Annotated in this window: 16 protein-coding genes; 4 read left to right on the forward strand and 12 right to left on the reverse strand. The window is 73.1% G+C overall.

What is annotated here, in order from left to right; genetic code table 11:
• The 6 genes from CXR44_RS34655 to CXR44_RS34680 all read right to left on the reverse strand — a co-directional run.
• Window positions 1-2741 (reverse strand): sensor histidine kinase (locus CXR44_RS34655; protein WP_219602189.1); only part of this gene is annotated, 2741 nt, incomplete at its 3' end.
• 136 nt (window positions 2742-2877) lie between these two features.
• A complete protein-coding gene (locus CXR44_RS34660; protein WP_101790385.1) occupies window positions 2878-5127 on the reverse strand; it encodes a [protein-PII] uridylyltransferase in 2250 nt (749 codons plus the stop codon).
• Window positions 5128-5152: 25 nt separating this feature from the next.
• On the reverse strand, window positions 5153-5491 hold the full coding sequence (locus tag CXR44_RS34665; protein WP_093259464.1) for a P-II family nitrogen regulator: 339 nt from the start codon (window positions 5489-5491) through the stop codon (window positions 5153-5155).
• Entirely contained in the window at window positions 5488-6798 is a 1311-nt protein-coding gene (locus tag CXR44_RS34670; RefSeq protein ID WP_180903849.1) for an ammonium transporter, read from the reverse strand. The genes CXR44_RS34665 and CXR44_RS34670 overlap by 4 nt, the downstream gene beginning before the upstream one ends.
• A 427-nt stretch (window positions 6799-7225) precedes the next feature.
• Window positions 7226-8167, reverse strand: a complete 942-nt coding sequence (locus CXR44_RS34675) for a sigma-70 family RNA polymerase sigma factor (protein WP_101790387.1) — start codon at window positions 8165-8167, stop codon at window positions 7226-7228.
• Between the two features lie 150 nt (window positions 8168-8317).
• A complete protein-coding gene (locus CXR44_RS34680) occupies window positions 8318-9004 on the reverse strand; it encodes an SDR family oxidoreductase (protein ID WP_101790388.1) in 687 nt (228 codons plus the stop codon).
• Between the two features lie 54 nt (window positions 9005-9058).
• Here CXR44_RS34680 and CXR44_RS34685 point away from each other — a divergent pair, with 54 nt between their 5' ends.
• The 3 genes from CXR44_RS34685 to CXR44_RS34695 are packed head-to-tail and all read left to right on the forward strand — an operon-like array spanning window position 9059 to window position 11312.
• Window positions 9059-9592, forward strand: coding sequence for a PadR family transcriptional regulator (locus CXR44_RS34685; protein ID WP_101790389.1), 534 nt, complete (start codon window positions 9059-9061; stop codon window positions 9590-9592).
• Between the two features lie 11 nt (window positions 9593-9603).
• The gene (locus CXR44_RS34690; RefSeq protein ID WP_219602190.1) at window positions 9604-10557 is read left to right on the forward strand and encodes an ATP-binding cassette domain-containing protein; all 954 of its coding nucleotides are present in this window, start codon (window positions 9604-9606) and stop codon (window positions 10555-10557) included.
• The gene (locus CXR44_RS34695) at window positions 10554-11312 is read left to right on the forward strand and encodes an ABC transporter permease (protein ID WP_101790390.1); all 759 of its coding nucleotides are present in this window, start codon (window positions 10554-10556) and stop codon (window positions 11310-11312) included. Before CXR44_RS34690 ends, CXR44_RS34695 begins: the two co-directional genes overlap by 4 nt.
• Before the next feature lie 2 nt (window positions 11313-11314).
• On the opposite strand, the gene CXR44_RS34700 is transcribed toward CXR44_RS34695, so the two are convergent.
• The 4 genes from CXR44_RS34700 to CXR44_RS34715 all read right to left on the reverse strand — a co-directional run bounded on the left by CXR44_RS34700 (window position 11315) and on the right by CXR44_RS34715 (window position 15711).
• Window positions 11315-12148, reverse strand: a complete 834-nt coding sequence (locus CXR44_RS34700) for a MurR/RpiR family transcriptional regulator (protein WP_101790391.1) — start codon at window positions 12146-12148, stop codon at window positions 11315-11317.
• 49 nt (window positions 12149-12197) lie between these two features.
• Window positions 12198-13904 carry an ABC transporter ATP-binding protein gene (locus tag CXR44_RS34705; RefSeq protein WP_245899788.1) on the reverse strand — a complete coding sequence of 569 codons (1707 nt, stop codon included), beginning with the start codon at window positions 13902-13904 and terminating at the stop codon, window positions 12198-12200.
• 178 nt (window positions 13905-14082) lie between these two features.
• Window positions 14083-14877, reverse strand: a complete 795-nt coding sequence (locus CXR44_RS34710; RefSeq protein ID WP_144070197.1) for a hypothetical protein — start codon at window positions 14875-14877, stop codon at window positions 14083-14085.
• A 78-nt stretch (window positions 14878-14955) separates the two neighbouring features.
• On the reverse strand, window positions 14956-15711 hold the full coding sequence (locus tag CXR44_RS34715; protein WP_101790393.1) for a hypothetical protein: 756 nt from the start codon (window positions 15709-15711) through the stop codon (window positions 14956-14958).
• 124 nt (window positions 15712-15835) lie between these two features.
• Between CXR44_RS34715 and CXR44_RS34720 the strand changes: the two genes are divergently transcribed.
• Window positions 15836-17740, forward strand: coding sequence for a DUF2264 domain-containing protein (locus CXR44_RS34720; RefSeq protein ID WP_245899795.1), 1905 nt, complete (start codon window positions 15836-15838; stop codon window positions 17738-17740).
• Window positions 17741-17801: 61 nt separating this feature from the next.
• Here the strand turns inward: CXR44_RS34720 and CXR44_RS34725 are convergent, their stop codons facing one another.
• Both CXR44_RS34725 and eat read right to left on the reverse strand, forming a co-directional pair.
• A complete protein-coding gene (locus CXR44_RS34725; RefSeq protein ID WP_101790402.1) occupies window positions 17802-18506 on the reverse strand; it encodes a FadR/GntR family transcriptional regulator in 705 nt (234 codons plus the stop codon).
• 153 nt (window positions 18507-18659) lie between these two features.
• A partial coding sequence (gene eat, locus CXR44_RS34730) for an ethanolamine permease (protein WP_245899790.1) occupies window positions 18660-19824 on the reverse strand: 1165 nt, incomplete at its 5' end.

Consider the following 19824-nt stretch of genomic DNA (forward strand, 5'->3'; position numbering starts at 1 on the left):
CCAGAGGGTACGGCTTGTGCAGGCGTCGCATCACCCTGGTTGTCGGCCGATGCGGCGGAGTCGGCTTCCCGCTCGCCGGGTGGCCTGCGGAACCAGGCCGACTCCACCGAGGCGAAGATCGGCAGGAACTCCTCGCCCGAGTCCATGGGCGAGACGTCCACCGACGGGTGCCGGTCGGGCCGGCGCACCTCGGCCGTGCTGAACGACGGCGTGGGCGGCACGGCCGGCGGGGAGGCCGGCGGCGGCGTCTGGAAGCCGCCGGCGCCCGACTCGGTGCTGGGGTAGGACGGGAAGCCGGGGCGGTCCGTGCTGGGGTAGGACGGGCTCGGGTACGAGGGGTAGCCGCCGGTCTCGAACGTCTGCTGCCGGAAGGCGCCGCCGTCGGTGTCGGCGGTGAAGCGTCGTGCGCCGTTGCGCCCCGGCAGGGAGCCGTTCGGGGAGCCGTTCGCGCCGCCGGGCTCGCCGGGGCCCGTTCCGTTCGCGACGGCGCCGGCCGCCGTGCCCGGCCCGGAAGCGGACCCGGCACCGGGTCCCGCGCCACCGGGGACGCCGGGCCCCGCCGCGGGACCGGCAGCCGGACCGGCAGCGGGGCCCATGAGGGGCGGGCCGCTGCGGGCGGCGCCGTGGGCGCCGAAGGTGTCGAGGCTGTTGAACGAGCGGAACGTGCCGTTCTGCACCGGGACGGCGGACCCGCCCGCCGGCGGTGTGGCGGCGCCGGAGCCGCCGAACGCGGGGCGCTGCGGCAGCGGCTTCTGGGTCCCGTCGGCGATCAGCGTCTGAGGCAGCAGCACCATGGCCACCAGGCCACTGCCGCCGGCCTTGCGCAGCTGGACGCGGATGCCGTGGCGCAGCGCCAGCCGGCCGACCACGAACAGGCCCATCCGGCGCGACACGGAGACGTCGACCACGGGCGGCTCGGCCAGGCGGCGGTTGGCCTCGGCCAGCTCCTCCTCGGTCATGCTGATGCCCGCGTCGGTCACCGACAGCAGCGCGCCGCCCCCGTCGACGAGGCTGCTCGTCACCACGACCGGCGCGTTGTTCGGGGAGAACTGCACGGCGTTCTCGACCAGCTCGGCCACCAGGTGCACGAGGTCGTTGGCGACGCTGCCGAGCACGGAGGTGCCGCGGTGCACCTTGACCTGGACGCGTTCGTACCCCTCGACCTCCGACAGGGAGGCGCGCACCACGTCGACGAGCTTGGCGGGCTGGCTGCGCCGGCGCGAGGGCTCGTGCCCGGCGAGGACCAGGAGGTTCTCGGAGTTGCGGCGCATGCGGGTGGCCAGGTGGTCGAGCTTGAACAGGTCGGCCAGCCGGCCGCCGTCCTGCTCGCCCTTCTCCAGGCCGTCGATGAGGGAGATCTGCCGTTCCACCAGCGTCTGGGTGCGCCGCGAGAGGTTGACGAACATCGAGCTGATGTTGCTGCGCAGCTCCGCCTCCTCGCCGGCGAGCCGGACGGCCTGGCGGTGCACCTGGTCGAAGGCGCGGGCGACCTCGCCGATCTCGTCGTTGCCGTCGACGTCGATGGGCCGGACCTCGGGGACCGAGTCGCCGGAGAGGCGGAGCTGGCGCACCACGTCGGGCAGGCGGAACCCGGCGACCTCCAGGGCCTCGGTGCGCAGGCGGCGCAGCGGCGTGACCATGGAGCGGGCGATGGCGACGGTGAGCAGCAGCACGAGCAGCAGCAGCGCCAGGATCAGGGCTCCGGCGATGACGGCGGCGCGGATCTCGGCGTCGCGCAGCTCGCTGCCGCGCAGGGCCAGCGCGCCGCTGATCTCCTTCTCGACCTTGTGCAGCGCGTTGATCGTGGCGGCGTTGTCGGTGAACCACTGGTCGGGCGGGGTGACCTTGGCGTCGGTGGTGGCGAGCAGGTCCTGCCGCAGCCGGACGCCCGGCGCCTTGCCGCTGGCCAGGGTGATCGCGCGCGCCTTGGTCAGCTCGGTGTTGTAGTACTGCGGGATCGTCAGCGCCTTCTGGAGCTTCAGGCCGACCTGCGGGCCCGCCTCCAGGGAGACGGTGGAGATGGCGGCGCGCTGGGAGGCGCTGGAGGCGATGAAGCGCTCGACCTCCTTGGCGTCCACGCTGGCGGAGTTGTAGTAGCCCTTCAGCAGCTGGACGCGCTGCCGGGAGACCTCCTCCTTGGCGCTGGCGAGCGCGCTCAGCGCCCGGAACTGGCCGATGATCTGCGGGTCGTCGCTGATGAGGCCGAGTTCGTCGTGCAGCCGGAGCAGCGTGTCGAGCAGGGAGTCGTAGCGGGTGGTGTCGCGCTGGCCCTCACCGCGGGTCCTGCCCAGCTGGCTGATGTCGAGCCGCGCCCGCCTGACGACCTCCTGCACGCGGGTGCCGTAGGACTCGTCCATCACGTCGAGGTCGGACCGCACCTGCTTGACGAGGGTGTCCACGGCGGCCTTGCGCTCGGCGTACGGCTTGGCGAGTCGCTTGCGCAGGGCGCGGGCGGCGTCGAGCCAGCCGCCGGTGTCGCGCTCCAGGCCCACGGCCTGGACCAGGTCGCGGATCCGCTCGGCCTGCTGGGCCGCGCGGGTCGTCCGGTCGTAGTCCTCGATGCTCTGCACCGAGCCGACCACGCGCGCTCCGCCGAGCGCGACGCAGACGACGGTGGGAACGAGGATCAGCGCGGTCAGGCGCCACCGGACGCGCCAGTTCCGCAGCCTCAGCCGGGACAGCGACCGCTTCTCACGGCCCCGTCCGGCGGGTGTGCCGCTCTCCGAGATCCCCGTTGTCACTGCTCCCTTTACCCCTCAATCGTGCCGGTTTGTCCCATCTGGCCCATAGGACGTCCACAAGCTACTCGCAGCGTCAGACTTATTACGCCAAACCGGACACAATCGTTACATAAGCAACCGCTCGTCCTGTGTTGGGCTACCGCAACGCCGCGAGCACCTGATCTCGGACTAGGGCCCGCTGCGCGTCGTCGCTGAGGGGGCGTCCGGCACGGTCCACCACATAGAAGACGTCCACCGCCTCCGCGCCGAGAGTCTCCACTCGGGCAGCTCTCACGTCAAGACCGCACTCGCCGAAGGCCCGTCCGATGCGCCACAGGAGCCCAGGCTTGTCATGGGCCCTGACTTCGACCACGGTGGCGGTCGCGGAGGCGTCATCCACCAACGTCACACGGGGTGGAGCGACCGGCACGCGCGGGGGTCTGGCCGACCGGGCCCGCCGTGCCAGGCGCTGTTCGATGTCAAGACGGCCAGCAAGGACCAGACGCAGGTCCGCCTCCAGCGTGGCGGGGTCGGGCGGGGAGCCGTACTCGGGGACGACCGAGAACTCGATCACCGCGGTGGAGCCCGCCGAGGCGGACGCGGCCGAGCGGACGATCAGCCGGTGGGCGGCCAGCACCCCGGCGGCGCTCCACAGCAGGCCGATCCGGTCGGGGGCCACGACCGTGACCGCCCCGCCGTTGACGCGCACGGCGCCGCCGCCGTGCCGGGCCAGCGCCGCCTGCTCCGGCGAGAGCGTCGGCGGCTTGGGCGGCGGCGAGCCGGACAGCACGGACCGCACCCGGCGCACCAGGTCGGCGACCAGGCCGGCCTTCCAGGAGTTCCAGGCGGCCGGGCCGGTGGCGGTGCCGTCGGCGACGGCCAGGGCGGCCAGCAGGTCCAGCACCTCGCGCGAGCCGACGGTCCCGGCCACCTTCTCGATGGTGACCGGGTCGTCCAGGTCACGACGGGTCGCGGTCTCCGGCAGCAGCAGGTGGTGGCGGACCACCGTGGCGAGGATCTCCACGTCGGCGGGGTTCAGGCCGATGCGGGCGCCGAGGTCCCGGACCACGACCTCGCCGGTGGCCGAGTGGTCGCCGGGCCAGCCCTTGCCGATGTCGTGCAGCAGCGCGCCGATCAGCAACAGGTCGGGGCGCGAGACGTCACGGGTGTGGCCGGCGGCGTTCGCGGCGGCCTCGATCAGGTGCCGGTCCACGGTGAACCGGTGGATGGGGTTGCGCTGCGGGCGGTGCCGTACGCGCTCCCAGTCAGGAAGCAACTTGACAACGATGCCCGCCTGGTCGAGCTCCTCCCACACCGGCACGGCGGCGCGGCCGGCGCCGAGGATCGACACCAGCAGGCCCCGGGCCTCGTCGGGCCACGGCACAGGCAACGGGGGCGACTGAGCGGCCAGGACCGACACCGTGGCGGGCGCGAGAGGCAGCCCCGACTCGGCCGCCGCCGCGGCGGCGCGCAGCACCAGCAGGGGGTCCTTACGGGGGTCGGCGCCGCGGGCGAGCACCACCTCGCCGCCGTGCTCGACGATCCCGTCGGCCAGCGGACGGCGCCCGCGCGGAGCCGGTCCTGACACCAGCCTGTCAACCGTGCGCCAGGTGGCGTCGAAGGCGTGGGAGACGGTCCGGCCGGCCTCGGCGAGCCGGCGCATCAGCGCCTCGGCGTCGAGGAGCCCGAGCAGGCCCGCGACCGCGTCCTGCTCCTGCAGGACGAGCCGGTCGGTGCCGCGGCCGGTGACGACGTGCAGCGCGTGCCGCACGTCGAGGATGAACTCGTACGCCTCGCGGGCCCGCGGGCCGGGCGCCGAGGCGACCCAGGCGGCGGCCACCGCCTGCATGGCCTGCACGTCGCGCAGGCCGCCGCGGCCGTCCTTGAGGTCGGGTTCGAGGAGGAAGGCCAGCTCGCCGCTCGCCCGCGCCCGCTTGTCGGCCGCGTCGCGCAGCTCGCCGAGCCGGCGCCGCGAGTCGGCCCGCCACTCGGCGAGCACCGCCTCCCTGGCCCGGCGGGTGAGGTCCGGATCGCCTGCCACGTGCCTGGCCTGGATGAGGCCGAGCACCGCCTTGAGGTCCTCGCGGGCGACCGTCACGGCCTCGTCCACGGTGCGCACCGAATGGTCGAGGCCGACCCCGGAGTCCCAGACGGGATACCAGATGCGGTCGGCGATCCTGCCCACGTCCTCGCGTCCGTGGTGCAGCAGGACCAGGTCCAGGTCGCTGCCCGGGGCGAGCTCGCCCCGGCCCAGGCTGCCGACGGCGACCAGGGAGACGTGGTCGCCGTCGCTCGCCGTGCGGAAGAGGTCCTTGAGCCACCGGTCGGTGTCCGCGGCCCGCTCCTTGCGGGCGGCGGCGTACGAACGTGCTTCTCCCCTCAAGGCTTCCCCTCGCCTCGATGTGATCTGACGTTCCGGGTCGTGGTCCGGGCTACAGGGCCTCGGGGCCGCGCTCGCCGGTGCGGACCCGGACCACGGTGTCCACGGGAACCGACCAGACCTTGCCGTCGCCGATCTTCCCGGTCTGGGCGGCCTTGACGATGACGTCGATGACGTCCTCGGCGTCGTCCTCCTCGGCGAGGACCTCCAGGCGGACCTTGGGCACCAGGTCGACCTGGTACTCGGCGCCCCGGTAGACCTCGGTGTGACCGCGCTGGCGGCCGTAGCCGCTCGCCTCGCTGACGGTCATGCCCTTGATGCCGAACTGTTCGAGCGCTGCCTTGACGTCATCGAGCTTGAACGGCTTGATGACCGCGGTGATGAGCCTCATGCCTCTACCTTCTTGGCTGCCGGGGCGACGGAACCGTTCGGGGAGGTCACGCCGGAGGCGTGGACCGTGCCGAGGTCGTAACCGGTCTCGGCGTGGGTGGTGATGTCGATGCCGGTGACCTCTTCCTCGACCGGGATCCGGAAGCCCATCACCTTGTCGATGATCTTGGCGATCACCCAGGTGACGACGAACGAGTAGGCGCCGACCGCGACCGGGCCCAGCACCTGCAGGCCGAGCTGCGTGAACCCGCCGCCGTAGAACAGGCCCTCGTTCTGCTGCTCCAGGAACGGGTAGCGGGCGAGGAAGCCCAGCGCCACCGCGCCGACGAGACCGCCCACCATGTGGACGCCGACCACGTCGAGCGAGTCGTCGTAGTCGAATTTGTACTTCAGGCCGACGGCGTAGGCGCAGGCCACACCGGCGAGCAGGCCGATGACGATGGCCGCCCAGGGGTCCACGAAGCCGCAGGCCGGAGTGATGGCCACCAGGCCCGCGACCGCGCCGGAGGCGACGCCGAGGGTGGTGGCGTGGCCGTCGCGCCTCTTCTCGACGACGAGCCAGGCGCCGGCCGCCGCGGCGGTGGCGATCTGCGTGTTCATGAACGCCAGGGCCGCCGTGCCGTCGACCGCCAGCTCCGAGCCGGCGTTGAAGCCGAACCAGCCGAACCACAGCAGACCGGCCCCGAGCAGGACCAGTGTGAGGTTGTGCGGCCGCATCGGCTCCTTGCGCCAGCCCTGCCGCCTGCCCAGGACGAGCGCCAGGGCGAGCGCGGCGGCGCCGGCGTTGATGTGGACCACCGTGCCGCCCGCGAAGTCCTCGATGCCGAGGGTGTTCAGCCAGCCGGTGCCCCACACCCAGTGGGCGACCGGGAAGTAGACGAGCGTCGCCCAGACGATGGTGAACAGCACCCAGGCGCCGAACTTGGCGCGGTCCGCGATCGCGCCGCTGATCAGCGCGACGGTGATGATGGCGAACGTCAGCTGGAAGGCCGAGAAGATCAGGCTGGGCATGCCCGTGCCGTCGTCCTTCGTGGCCGTGTCCACCAGGCTCTGGAGCCCGAAGTGCTCGAAGCCGCCGACGAAGTTGTTGAGCCAGGGCATCGGGTTGTCGCTGAACGTGAGCGAGTGCCCGTACAGGACCCAGGCGATGGACACCGTGATGATGGCGACGAACGACATCATCATCATGTTCAGGACGCTCTTGGCCCTGGCCATGCCCCCGTAGAAGAACGCGAGGCCCGGAGTCATCAACAGCACCAACGCGGTGGCTGTGAGCATCCAGGCAGTCGTGCCGCTATCGATCTTCACGACGCGACCCTCCTTACATATGACGTGTGGCCACAGCGTGTTCGCCCACGGTTTCGTGGCTCGACCAGGTGTGTTTCACGTCGGTGAATCTCGCCGGACTGGTGTTTCGCCGGTGTTTCGGATGATTCACACCGCCGATTCCGGACATGCGAGGCCACCGGGGCCGCAGCTCGGGAGGAGGGTCTTCACCGCCGCGGGGCCCTCGGGCGCGTGCGGTCGCTCCCGCGGACCCGGCCGGCGCGGAGCGGCATCCGTCGACGCGGATGGATCGCCTCAACGCGGACGGCGACGGCACGGCGCGGACGGCGACGGCGCGGGGCGGGGTCGAGGCGAGCAGGGCCGCCACGCGGCCGGAGGAGTCGTCAGCCGGGCGGTGTGCCGGTGGGGGGCCGCGTCGCGGCCCCCCGGCAGGTCAGGTCAGGGCAGGTCAGGCGGCGGCGGTGGCCATCCGGCGCAGCCGGGCGAGCGCGTCGCGCTCGATGCGGCGGGCCCGGTCGCGGCCGATGCCGTATCGCTCGCCCACCTCGGTGAGCGTGTGCTCGCGCCCGTCCACCAGGCCGTAGCGCCAGCGCAGCATGTCGCGGGTGTCGCCCTCCAGGTCGGTGAGCCACTCGTCGAGCCGCTCGCGCTCCAGGATGTCGATCGCCTGCTGCTCCGGATCGGCCCAGGTCTCGTCGGCGATCATGTCGCCCAGCTCGGTCTCGTCCTCGTCGCCGACGCCGAGCTGCAGCGACACCGGGTCGGAGGCCCAGCGGCGCAGCTCGCGCACCCGCTCGATCGGCAGCTCCAGGATCGCCGCGAGGTCGTCGTCGGTCGGCTCGACGTCGAACTCGGCCAGCAGGTCGCGGCGCACCCGCATCAGCCTGGTCATCTGCTCACCGGCGTGGGTGGGCAACCGCACCGGCCGCGCCTGCTCGTGGATGGCCCGGCCGACCGACTGCCTGATCCACCAGGTGGCGTAGGTCGAGAACTTGTAGCCCCGCCGGTAGTCGAACTTCTCCACGGCCCGGACCAGCCCCAGGTTGCCCTCCTGGACCAGGTCGATCAGCGGCATCCCCCGGCCGGAGTACTTTCGTGCCACCGCCACGACCAGCCGCAGGTTGGCCTGGATGAACTCATCCTTGGCCCGCCGCCCGGAGATCGCCAGGCGTTCCAGCTCCTCGTCGGCCGCGTCCCCGATGCGCGGCTCGGAGCCGCCGCGGTCGAGCAGGTGCTCGGCGAAGAGCCCGGCCTCTATCCGCTTGGCCAGCTCGACTTCTTCCTCCGCCGTCAGCAGCGGGACCCTGCCGATCTCGGCGAGATAGGTCCCCAGCAGATCGCGCTCGGCGACGTGCTGCTCCTGCGCGCGACTCCCCGTTGGCCTTGCCATCCCCAGCGCACCTCGTTCCGCAGCTGCGTTCTATATCCCGCCAACGTCCGGACCGATGCAAAGATTCCCTAAAGGGGTACGACCAGCGGACGGTTTCGCGTGTCCTCCTGAAGGAGGAGGCGGCGGCGAAGCCGCAGATCAGCGCCCGGATCAGGAGACGGGACCGGCGGCCGGCCGCAGGGTCAGCTCGGTCAGGTGGGCGTCGGGACCGGCGTTGACGGCGGCCAGCACGGCCCGGGCGACGCTCTCGGGCCGCAGGTAGCGATCCGGTTCGTACGGCCCGTTCTCGTGCTCGCGCACCCCGCGCTGCATGTCGGTGTCCGTCCGGCCGGGGTAGACGGTCGTCACCCTGAGCAGGGGCTCCTCGGCGCGCAGGGCGTCGGCGAAGGCGCGCAGCGCGAACTTGCTGGCCGCGTAGGGACCCCAGCCGGCGCCGGCGCGCTGCCCCTGGCCGGAGTTGACGCACACCACGTGACCGCCGGCCCGGCGCAGCGCGGGCAGCAGCAGCCTTGTCAGCTCGGCGACCGCGACGACGTTGACCTCCATCGCCGTGCGCCAGGCCGCGACCGGACTGTCGGCGATGCGGCCGAGCGGCGCGATGCCGGCACTGTGCACCAGCACGTCGAGGCGGTCGACGCCCTCGACGTCGGCCGCGGTGACCTCCGTCAGCTCGACCGGCCAGGGCCGCGCGCCGGGCAGCTCCCCCGCCAGGCGGGCCAGGGCGCTCTCGTCGCGCCCGCCGAGCAGGACGTCGTGGGTCGGCGCCAGCGCTCGCGCGACGGCCTCGCCCACGCCCCTGGAAGCTCCGGTGATCAACGCGGTGGGCCGTGTGGTCATGAAATCAGTTTAGGACCTTGACGCCCGTACTCAAACTTGAATACAAATTTGAGTATGTCCTCCTCGACACGGCTTCTCATCCTCGGCACACTGCTCGACGAACCCATGAACGGCTACCAGGTGCGCAGGCGGCTGGAGGTGATGGGCGCCGACAGCTGGGCCAGCGTGGCGTTCGGCTCGATCTACCACGGGCTGTCCAAGATGGCCGACGAGGGCCTGCTCACCGTGGTCGAGAGCGGCAAGGGCGGCAAGACCGTCTACGCGATCACCGAGGCCGGCCGCGAGGACTTCCACCGCAACCTGCTCCTGGCCTGGCACGAGGTCCGGCCCATCGTGGACCCCTTCCAGGTCGCCCTCACCTACGCCGACCGCCTGGACAAGGCGGAGCTCATCCCGGCGCTGCACCACAGGATCCAGGACCTGCGCCGCTCGATCTCCATGCTCGAGCACGCCTACGGCGCCAAGCAGCGCTTCGGCGCCCCCCGCCACATAGACGAGAACCTCCGTCTCACCGCCGCGATGTTCGCCGCCCAGCTCGCCTGGGCGGAGGACGCGCTCAGGCGGGTGGAGGCGGGCGAGCTGTTCTGAAGGAGGCTCATGTGATCATCGAGGCCCACGGCTTACGCAAGGCGTTCACGACCCGCGGCCGCAAGGGCGCGCAGACCGTCGAGGCCGTGCGCGGCGTCGACCTGGAGGTGAGGAAGGGCGAGATCTTCGGCGTCCTCGGCCCGAACGGCGCGGGCAAGACCACCACGATCAGGATGCTCGCCACGCTGATCGTCCCCGACTCGGGCACGGCCGTCGTCGCCGGCCACGACCTGCTGAAGGACCCGGGCGGGGTGCGCCGCAACCTCGGCTACGTGAGCCAGGCCGGCGGGGTGGAGGACAACACCACGCCCCGCGCCCAGGTCACGATGGCCGCCCGGATCCACGGCGTGGCCGAACCCGCACGGGCCACGGCCGAGATGCTGGAGCGGTTCGAGCTGACCGAGATGGCCGACCGGCCGGGCCGCACGCTGTCGGGCGGCCAGAAGCGGCGGGTGGCCATCGCGCTCGGCCTGGTGCACGCCCCGCCGCTGCTGTTCCTGGACGAGCCGACCACCGGGCTCGACCCGCAGAACCGGGCCAACCTCTGGGACCGCATCCGGCGGCTGCGCGAGACGGGCACCAGCGTGCTGCTCAGCACCCACTACCTCGACGAGGCCGACGCGCTCTGCGACCGCCTGGCGATCGTGGACCACGGGCGGATCGTGGCCCAGGGGACCCCGGGAGAGCTGAAGAGGGAGGTCTCGGGTGACGTGGTGACGCTCCGGGTGGACGACCCCGCACGGGCCGCCGAGACGCTCAAGCCGTACGCGCGGGAGACCCGCCTGGACGACGAGGTGCTGCGCGTGTACGTGGACGACGGGGAACGGACGCTGCCCGCGCTGCTGCGTGGGCTGCAGGACGAGGGCATCGGGCTCACCTCGATCGCGCTCGACCGGTCCACGCTCGACGACGTCTTCCTGGCCAAGACCGGCCGGTCCCTGCGCGACACCGGAGCCGCCGCGTGATCCGCCACGTCGTCGGCCACACCGGCCTCTTCCTCGGCTACGAGCTGCGCAACACCTTCCGCAACCCGATCTGGCCGCTGTTCGGCATCGTCCAGCCGGTGGTCTACCTCCTGCTGTTCGGCCCACTGGTCGCCGGGTCGGCGGGACAGTCGACGGCCGACATGCTGACGGGGTTCACGCCGGGCATGCTGGTGATAACCGCGCTGTTCGGCTCGATCGGCGTCGGCTACGGCATGATCTACGAGCTGCGCAGCGGTGTGCTGGAGCGCGTCGCGGTCAGCCCGGCCTGGCGCCCGGCGATCGTGCTCGGGCGGGTCCTGCGCGACGGCGTCGTGCTGGTGCTCCAGTCGGTCGCCGTGGTGCTCATCGCGCTGGCCATGGGCATGCGGGCGAGCCTGCCCGGAGTCGCCGTCTCCGTGCTGCTCGTCGCCGTGACCGGCCTGTTCGCCTCCGGCGTCGGCTACGGCCTGGCGCTGTCGCTGCGCGACGAGAACGGCATGGCGCAGATCATGCAGTTCTTCGCCCTGCCGATCATGCTGCTGTCGGGCGCCCTCCTGCCCATGACGCTGGCGCCCGAGTGGATGCAGCAGGTGGCCGTGTTCAACCCCATGTACCACCCCGTGGTGGCCGGCCGGGCGCTGTTCGCCGGCGACCTGACCGACTCCTCGATCCCCGTGGCGTTCGCCGTCATGCTGGCGCTGGCGGCGCTGACCGTCACCTGGTCGGTGCGCTCCATGCGCCGGCTGGCCGGATAGGGCTAGCGGCGGTCCACGGGCGCGAACGTCCCGGTCTCGTCGGTCATCCGCTCCCACTCCTCCAACCGCGCCCGGGTGCGCAGCGGCGCCGCGTCGGCCATGGCCTCCACCAGCGCCATGGCCAGAGCCAGCGGCGCCGCGTGCGCGTTGGACACCGGCCGGTCGCCGACGGGCGCGTCGAGCACCACCTCCGCCGGGAAGCCGGGCCGGTCGGTGATGACCGCCGTCTTCAGCCCCAGCTTCCCGGCGTACTCCAGGGCCCGCACCGCGTCGGCGGGGTAGGGCGGCAGGACCACCGCCAGCACCCACTCGGCCCCGGCCCGGCGGGCCGCGTGCAACGCGTCGGACAGCTCACAGCCGCCGTGGGTGAGCAGCCGGACGTCCGGGTGGATGCGCCGGGCGAAGTGGGCGAGGGTGGTCGCCGGCCCGCTGGAGGCCAGCAGTCCCAGCACGGGCAGCGGCTCGGTGGCGGCCAGCGCCTCGCCCAGTTCCTTGAGCGGCAGCGCGGGCAGCCGCTCGCGCAGCCGGGCCAGGCTGCGGATCTCGTCGTCGATGGCGCCCTGCAGCAGGCCCTCGTGGGGACCGTCGGGCGTGCCGGCCAGCACCAGCGGCCGCAGCGCCTGCCGCAGCTCGGGGTATCCGGCGAAGCCCAGCACCACCGCGAACCTGGTCACCGACGGCTGGCTCACCCCGGCCCGCTCGGCCAGCTCGACGCTGGACAGGAAGATGGCCTCGTCGAGGTGCTCGGACAGGTAGTGGGCGATCCGGCGCTGCACGGGCGACAGCCTCCGGCCGTCCAGCAACCCGTCGAGCCCGCTGTGGTATCCGCCTGTCACGCCACCTCTAACGTCCCTCCCCCCGCTGCGTCATCCCCCGTCCCACATGTCAGGACACGAGGAACTGGGTGGCGGCCAGCTCGCGGTAGAGCTCGTCCTGGCCGACCAGCTCGTCGTGCGTGCCCACGGCCCGCACCCCGCCGCCTTCCATGACGACGATGCGGTCGGCGTTGGTCACGGTCGACAGGCGGTGCGCGATCACCAGCACGGTCGTCTCGGCGGCCACCTCGGCGATGACCTCGCGCAGGCGCAGCTCGTTGACCGCGTCGAGCTGCGAGGTGGCCTCGTCGAGCAGCAGCAGCCGGGGTCTGCGCAGCAGCGCGCGGGCGATCGCGACCCGCTGCCGCTCGCCGCCCGACAGCAGCACGCCGCGGTGGCCGACGGCCGTGTCGAGCCCCTCGGGCAGCCGGGCCACGAGGTCGTCCAGGCGCGTCCGGGTGATGGCGCGCCGCAGATCGTCCTCGGTGGCGTCCTGGGCGGCGAACAGGAGGTTCTCCCGGAGCGTGCCGGCGAGCACGGGCGCGTCCTGCTCGACGTAGCCGAGCGCGGCGCGCAGCTCGGGCAGCGGCCAGTCGCCGATGTCGCGGCCGCCGACCGTGATCGTGCCCTCCTGGTGCTCGTAGAAGCGTTCGAGCAGGGCGAACACGGTGGACTTGCCGGCGCCGGACGGCCCGACGAGCGCGGTCAGGCCGCCGGGCGGGACCTCGAAGCTCACTCCCTGGTGAACGGCCGGCCGGTCCTCGGCGTACCGGAAGACCACGTCCGTGAACCGCAGGCCGACCGGCTCGGCGGTGGAGGGCGCCGCGACCGCGACCGGCTCGGCGGGCAGGTCCTCGATCTCCTTGATCCGCTTGACGGCGGCCAGGCCCTGCTGGAGCTGGACGGCGCCCTCGACGAGCTGCCCGATGGGCGCGACCAGGTAGAACAGGTACAGCAGGAACGCGATGAGCGACGACACCTCCAGCGTGCCGGAGGAGACGCGCGCGCCGCCGACGGCCAGCACGCACAGGAACGCGATCTGCACCGCCATCCACGTCGCCACCCCCGCGAGCGACGTCCAGCCGGCGACCTGGAGACCACGGTCACGGGCGCGCTCGGCCGCGCTCGCGACGACGCCGATCTCCCGCTCCTCGGCCCCGCTCGCCTTGACCGTCCGGTACGCCTGCAGGGCCCGGTCGAGCACCGCGCCCATCTCGCCCACGGCCTCCTGCGCCTCCCGCTGTGCCCGCTGGATCCGCGGCATGAGCAACCCGGTCATGCCGCCGATGACGACCACCACCAGCAGCGTGACCAGCAGCAGCACGCCGTCCATGGTGGCCATCATGACGATCGCGCCGACCAGCATGAACGCCGCGCCGATCGAGTTGACGATGCCGTTGGTCAGCACGGCGCGCAGCAGGGTCGTGTCGCCGGTGACCCGGGACAACAGGTCGCCGGGCTTGAGCCGGTCCACGTCGGCGACCTTGAGCCGGAGCAGCCGGTCCACCAGCTTGCGCCGGGCGCCCAGCACGATGCCCTCGCCGGTGCGCTCCATCAGGTAGGTGCCGCCGGCCGAGACGACCGCGCCGACGAGGACGGCCACGGTGAGCCCGATGAGCGGCCCGGCCATCGACCGGTCCTCCCCGAAGGCGTCCACGACGTACTTGGCCAGCAGTGGCATCGCCAGTCCCGCGATGGACCCGATCAGGCCCAACAGCCCGCCGATCGCAAGGATGCCCCTGTGGGGGCGGATGTAGACGAGTAAGTCCTTGATCACCAGTTTTCCTCTCGACAGTGCTCCGACCCTGCCCAACGAACGGCGGCACGAGTTCCGCACCCGTCAACCTAGATTGACCACCAAAGTATGTCAACTTTGATTGACCTCTCCCCCCTGAGGAGGAGACGGTCCACGCGGAGCCACGGCCGAGGCGGGGTCCGGGGCCGGCGGGATGCCGTCAGTCGACGGCGGGCAGGTCGGGGTCGTCGTAGTCGGCGTCGCCGTCCTCGGACCGCCGCAGCCTGATGTCCTCCGCCCACGCGCGGGCGAACGCCCGGACGCGCGCGGCCTCCGTCACGTCCACCCCGGACGCCTGGAACGCCTCGTCCGGCATCAGCTCGGCGAACTCCAGCCGCATGACCAGCTCCGGCAGCGCGAAGTCGTCATGGTGCGGCCGGGCCAGGGCCTCCAGCTCGCGGAACGTACGCGACCGGCCGGCCCTGGCCGCCACGGCGAGGTCACCGGCGAGCCCCGCGTCGTGCAGCGCCCGCAGCGCCAGGCCGACCGCGTCGTCCGTGTCGATCACCCGCAGGCCGCCCAGCGTGACGGCCGGCCGCTGCAACGCCTCCCGGCGCAGGACGACCTCGCGGCGCTCGCCCGTCACCTCATCCCGCACCGCCAGCGCGGCCTCACGCGGGCCCACCGCCCCGAGCGCCGCCTCCAGCCCCGCCTCCAGCAGCCCGCGCCGCACCGCCTCCGCCGCCCCCGCCACCTCTGCCACCTCCGCCGCCTCCGCCACCCGAGCCCGCCGGCCGGCGCCGTCCTCCCGGTCGGTGACGAGGTGGATCTCCTCCCCCGGCCGGACGGCGAGGCCGTGCAGCGCCAGGGCGTGGCCGCCGGCGAGCACCAGCCCGTACCGGGCGGCGACCGGCAGCACCGCGGACAGCAGCGACGCGCCCGCGCCGGGCGGCGTCCTCCCCGACGGTTCGGACCGCGCCGGCGCGGACGCGGGCGGCACGGACCGATTCGGCACGGACCGATTCGGCACGGACTGGGGCGGCACGGCTCCGGGCGGCACGGCTCCGGGCGGCAGGGGCTGCGACGGCACGGCTCAGGTGTGCCGACGGGCGCGGCGCGTGGACGGCAGGTCGTGCCGCCCCGACAGGAACTCCTGGAAGGCGATCTTGGCGGCGATCACCGGCCGCCGCCAGCGCTCCTCCCGGTGGATGGCCGTGGCCATCTTGCGCGGCGAGCGCCTGGCGAAGAACCAGTGGGCCCACGGCGATCCCGGCCGGGCCAGCCGGATCGCGCCCACGACGAGCAGCACCGGCACGAACAGGCCGACCAGCCCCGTCCAGATCTTGCCCTTGAGCAGGGTGATGACCGCGAGCACGAGGTTGGCCACGATCAGCGCGGCCGGGTTGACGGGCGTGCCGAAGTCCCAGGTGAGCGGGCGCAGGCCGATGAGCAGCAGGCCGGTGACGGCGACCGCGACGAACACGGCGTCGACCGAGGTGCGCCCCTCCTCCTCCCAGTAGACGTCGTGCAGGTGCAGGATCAGCGCGAACTCGTCGAGCACCAGCGCCGAGCCGACGCCGAACACCGAGGCGGCGACGGCGTAGCCGACCTGCGAGGCGGAGGAGACGATTAACCCGGTGACGCCCCCGACGAGCATGAGCACCACGCCGAAGACCACGTGGTGGATGTGCATCTCGCCCACGTTCACGTTGCGGAACCAGCCGACCTTGGCCCTGATCAGGCGGACGTTGATCCGGGTGGCGATGAAGGCCACGATGAGCGCGACGAAGTAGCAGAACAGCGGCAGCCGTCCCGTCGCGATGATGCTCTGCTGGAACCAGTGGGCCATGACTCAGCTTCGATGCTACGAGCCCGCGCGGGGTGGCACGTTCTCCCGGCTCCCCCTGTCTCGGCGACCGTCGGGGCTGCCATAATGCCGGAAAGCGCTTTCCGAGACCCTGGAGTGTGTGCGCATGTCGCCGCTGCCGCCCGAGGACCGTTCGCTCAGCCCGTACACCGGCTGGACCCGCCACCACTGGGAGGCGGTCGCCGACGCGCTGCTGGCGGCCGTCGAGCCGTTCCGCTCCCCCGACGGCGCGGAGGTGAACATGCCGGGCCGGGAGAGCTGGTCGCGCTGCGACGGCATGGAGGGGTACGCGCGCACGTTCCTGCTCGCTGCCTTCCGCGTGGCCGGCGGCGGCGATCCCGCGCTGCTGGAGCCCTACGCGCGGGGCCTGGAGGCGGGGCCGCGGGTGTGGCAGCCGGTCGGGGACCGCACGCAGTCCATGGTGGAGGCCGCCTCGATCGCGCTGAGCCTGTGGCTGACCCGCCCGCACCTGTGGGACCGGCTGGAGGAGAGGACCCGCGCCGGGATGACCGGCTATCTGTCCGCGACGCTGCGCCACGAGCCGGCCAACAGCAACTGGTGGATGTTCCCGGCGGCCGTCGGCGGCTTCCTGGCCTCGGCCGGGCTGCACACCGGGGAGGCCGAGGCGGCGATCGAGCGGGGGCTGACGCGGATCGAGCCCTGGTACGCGGGCGACGGCTGGTACGCCGACGGTCCCGGCCGCGCCTTCGACCACTACAACGGCTGGGCCCTGCACCTCTACCCGGCGCTGCTGGCCCACCTGTCGGGCCGGGAGGCCGGCGTGCACGGCGAGCGGCTGCGGGAGTTCCTGGGCGGGTTCGCCCTGACGTTCGACGCCGGCGGCGGCATGCTCTACCACGGCCGCTCGCTGACCTACCGCTTCGCCTCGGTGACGTCGCTGTTCGCCGGGGCGCTGGTGGACGCGACGCCCCTGGCGCCGGGGCAGACGCGGCGCATCGCCTCCGGCGTCCTGCGGCACTTCCTGGACCGGGGGGCGCTGTCGGCGGACGGGCTGCTCACGCTCGGCTGGTACGGCCCGTACGAGCCCACCCTGCAGCCCTATTCCGGCTGGGCGTCGTCGTACTGGGCCGCCAAGGCGTTCCTCGGCCTGCTGCTGCCGCCGGACCACCCGGTGTGGACCGCGCCCGAGGAGCCGGGCCCGACGGGCACCGCCGCCCTGCCCGGCCCCGGTCTCCTGGTGCAGAACTCGGGCGGGGTCGCCACGCTGATCAACCACGGCAGCGAGAAGTACGCCGACGACCCCCTCTACGACCGCTACGCCTACTCCACGCGCACCGCGCCCACCACCCCGGGCGCCGTCCGAGACAACCACTTCGGGCCGGTGACCGAGGACGGCGCCCCCGCCCCGCGCGGCCCGCTCACCCCCGCCGGCGCGGGGACGCTGGGCGATATCGCCTGGGCGGCCTCGCGCACCGCGGACGCCGCGAGCGTCAGCGTGCTGCGCGGCCCCGTCGAGGTGCGGATCCACCGGGTCGCGCCGGGCTCGCGCGTCCGCCAGACCAGCTGGGCCCTGCCCCAGGCGACGCCCTCCGACCCGGCGCTCCCCGCCGCACCGCCCGACGGGACCGCTCCGGCCGGTTCCAGCGCTCCGGCCGGTTCCAGCAGTCCGGCGGGTTCCCGGGGTCCCGCCGGTTCCAGCGGTCCGGCCGGTCAGATCGGCCACGGCAGTCCAGGCGGTCCGGGCGTCGTGCTGCGCTCCCCCGGCGGGCCGGAGACGCTGCTCGCCGGTCTGTACGGCTATGAGCGGGCGACGGCGGTCGAGGCCCCGGACGGCACCGCCTTCGGCGCCCCGGCGCTGGTGCCCGCGCTCGACGGCGTGGCGCGGGACGGCTGGGCCGTCGCCGTCGCCGTCCTCACGGGCGAGGGCGAACTGGCCCGCCTGACCGGCGCGGGCCTGCCCACGGTCCGGGCGGACGCCGGGAAGGTGCTGGTGACCTGGCCGGACGGGACGGCGCACGCCTTCACCGCGCAGGGCCCGGTCGCCACCTGATCCCGACGATCCCGCCAGCGCCGGAACCGGCCGGACGGCCCGCCACGAACCGGCGGTACAGCTAGCCGAGGAAGGCCCGCAGGAGCGCGGCCGTGCCCTCCAGGTGCTCGGCCACCGCGCGGCGGGCCGCCTCCGGGTCGCCGGCCAGGATGGCCGCCACGATGGCCTGGTGCTGGCTGGCGGCGTGTTCGAGGTTGACCTGCAGCATCGGGATGGCGTTCAGCAGGTCGCTGACGCGCAACCGGGCGTCGGCGCAGGCCGAGGCCAGCAGCGGGGAGCCCGTCAGCTCGGCGATGGACAGGTGGAAGGCCGTGTCGAGGCGCCGGTAGTCCTCGACACGGGCCTCCTCCAGGTCCATCAGCTTGCCCCGCAGCACCGCCCGCTGCTCGTCGGTGAGCGGGGTGGCGGCCAGCACCTGGGCCGCGCCGCACTCCACGGCCATCCGGAAGGTCAGCGCGTCGTTGAGGTCGGCGGCGCCCATGTCGGCCACCACCTTGCGCAGCATGCCGGCGCCGGGGGCGGGCGGGGTGTAGGTGACGAACGCGCCGCCGTAGCGGCCGCGCCGCACGTCGAGGTAGCCCGCGTCCTGGAGGGCGCGGATGGCCTCGCGCAGGGTGACCCGGCTGATGCCGAGCCGGACGGCGAGCTCCCGCTCGGGCGGGAGCTTCTCGCCCGGCGCCACGACGCCCAGCTTGATCACCTGCAAGAGGCGCTCGACGGTCTCCTCGAAGGCGTTGCCGGCGCGCACCGGGCGTAGCACCGCCATGGGGCCCAGGCCCGCCGCGGGGCGCCCGCCGTCGCCCCGGGACGTGTCCGCCCGTGCCTCCTGCCGCTCCTGCCGCGCTGACTGCTCCACGTCGTCCTTCTGGTCGGGGTCAGGTCACCGATGTGCCCACTGGCCGACCCTAACCCGCCGGCGTCAGGCCAGCTCCTGCTCTGCCCGCTCGATCGCCTCGAACTCCTCCTCCGGGGCGTTGGCGACCAGGCGGTGCCGGCTGTAGAACCAGAAGTACGCCAGGTGGGCGACGAAGATGCCCGCCACCCACAGCGCGGCGACGACGTCGACCAGGAAGACCGCCACGACCGCCGCCATGGCCAGCACCAGCGCGATGCCGGTGGTGACGACGCCGCCCGGGGTGCGGTACGGCCGCTCCATGTTCGGCTCGCGCCTGCGGAGCACGATGTGCGACAGCATCATCAGCACGTACGAGATCGTCGCCCCGAAGACCGCGATCTGGATCATCAGGTCGCCCGCCTGGGTGATGGCGGCGAGCAGGAAGCCGACCGTGCCGGGCACGATCAGCGCCAGGTACGGCGTGCGCCGCTTGCCGGTGACCGACATCCACCGGGGCAGGTAGCCGGCCCGCGAGAGTGCGAAGAGCTGCCGGGAGTAGGCGTAGATGATGGAGAAGAAGCTGGCGATCAACCCGGCCAGGCCGACGTAGTTGACGAAGTCGGCGAGGAAGTTGTCGCCGCCGTAGGCGGCCCTGACGGCGTCGGGCAGCGGGCTGTCGCTGCCCGCGATGGCCTTCGAGCCGCCACCGCCGGGCGCGAGCAGCAGCATCAACGCCGCCGTCACCAGCAGCACCATCATGCCGGCGATGATGCCCTTGGGCATGTCGCGCCGGGGGTCGCGGGCCTCTTCGGCGGCCAGCGGCACGCCCTCGATGGCCAGGAAGAACCAGATGGCGTAGACGAGCGCGGCCCAGACGCCGACGGCGCCGAACGGCAGGAACGTGCTCGCCCCTGGCGCGTCGGTGGGCGCGATGTCGAACAGCCGGGCGCCGTCGAACTTGGGGATCATCCCGACCGTGAAGGCGACCAGCGCCACGAGCGCGATGCCGGTGATCACGAACATCACCTTGAGCGCCTCGCCGACGCCCCACAGGTGCAGGCCGACGAAGATGACGTAGGCCGCCAGGTAGACCGGCCAGGCGTTGGTGAGCCCGAACAGGCCGAGCGCCTCGACGTAGCCGCCGATGAAGACGGCGATCGCGGCGGGCGCCACGGCGTACTCGATGAGGATGGCCACGCCGGTGGCGAAGCCGCCGAGCGGGCCGAGGGCGCGGCGGGGGAAGCCGGAA

This window comes from Nonomuraea indica (genome assembly GCF_002850745.1).
GTDB lineage: Bacteria > Actinomycetota > Actinomycetes > Streptosporangiales > Streptosporangiaceae > Nonomuraea > Nonomuraea indica.

Coding starts and splice junctions, on each gene's coding strand:
- CXR44_RS34665 (WP_093259464.1), bottom strand. CDS start 5,491: ATGAGGCTCATCACCGCGGTCATCAAGCCGTTCAAGCTCGATGACGTC.
- CXR44_RS34675 (WP_101790387.1), bottom strand. CDS start 8,167: ATGGCAAGGCCAACGGGGAGTCGCGCGCAGGAGCAGCACGTCGCCGAG.
- CXR44_RS34680 (WP_101790388.1), bottom strand. CDS start 9,004: ATGACCACACGGCCCACCGCGTTGATCACCGGAGCTTCCAGGGGCGTG.
- CXR44_RS34685 (WP_101790389.1), top strand. CDS start 9,059: ATGTCCTCCTCGACACGGCTTCTCATCCTCGGCACACTGCTCGACGAA.
- CXR44_RS34715 (WP_101790393.1), bottom strand. CDS start 15,711: ATGGCCCACTGGTTCCAGCAGAGCATCATCGCGACGGGACGGCTGCCG.
- CXR44_RS34720 (WP_245899795.1), top strand. CDS start 15,836: ATGTCGCCGCTGCCGCCCGAGGACCGTTCGCTCAGCCCGTACACCGGC.
- CXR44_RS34725 (WP_101790402.1), bottom strand. CDS start 18,506: ATGGCGGTGCTACGCCCGGTGCGCGCCGGCAACGCCTTCGAGGAGACC.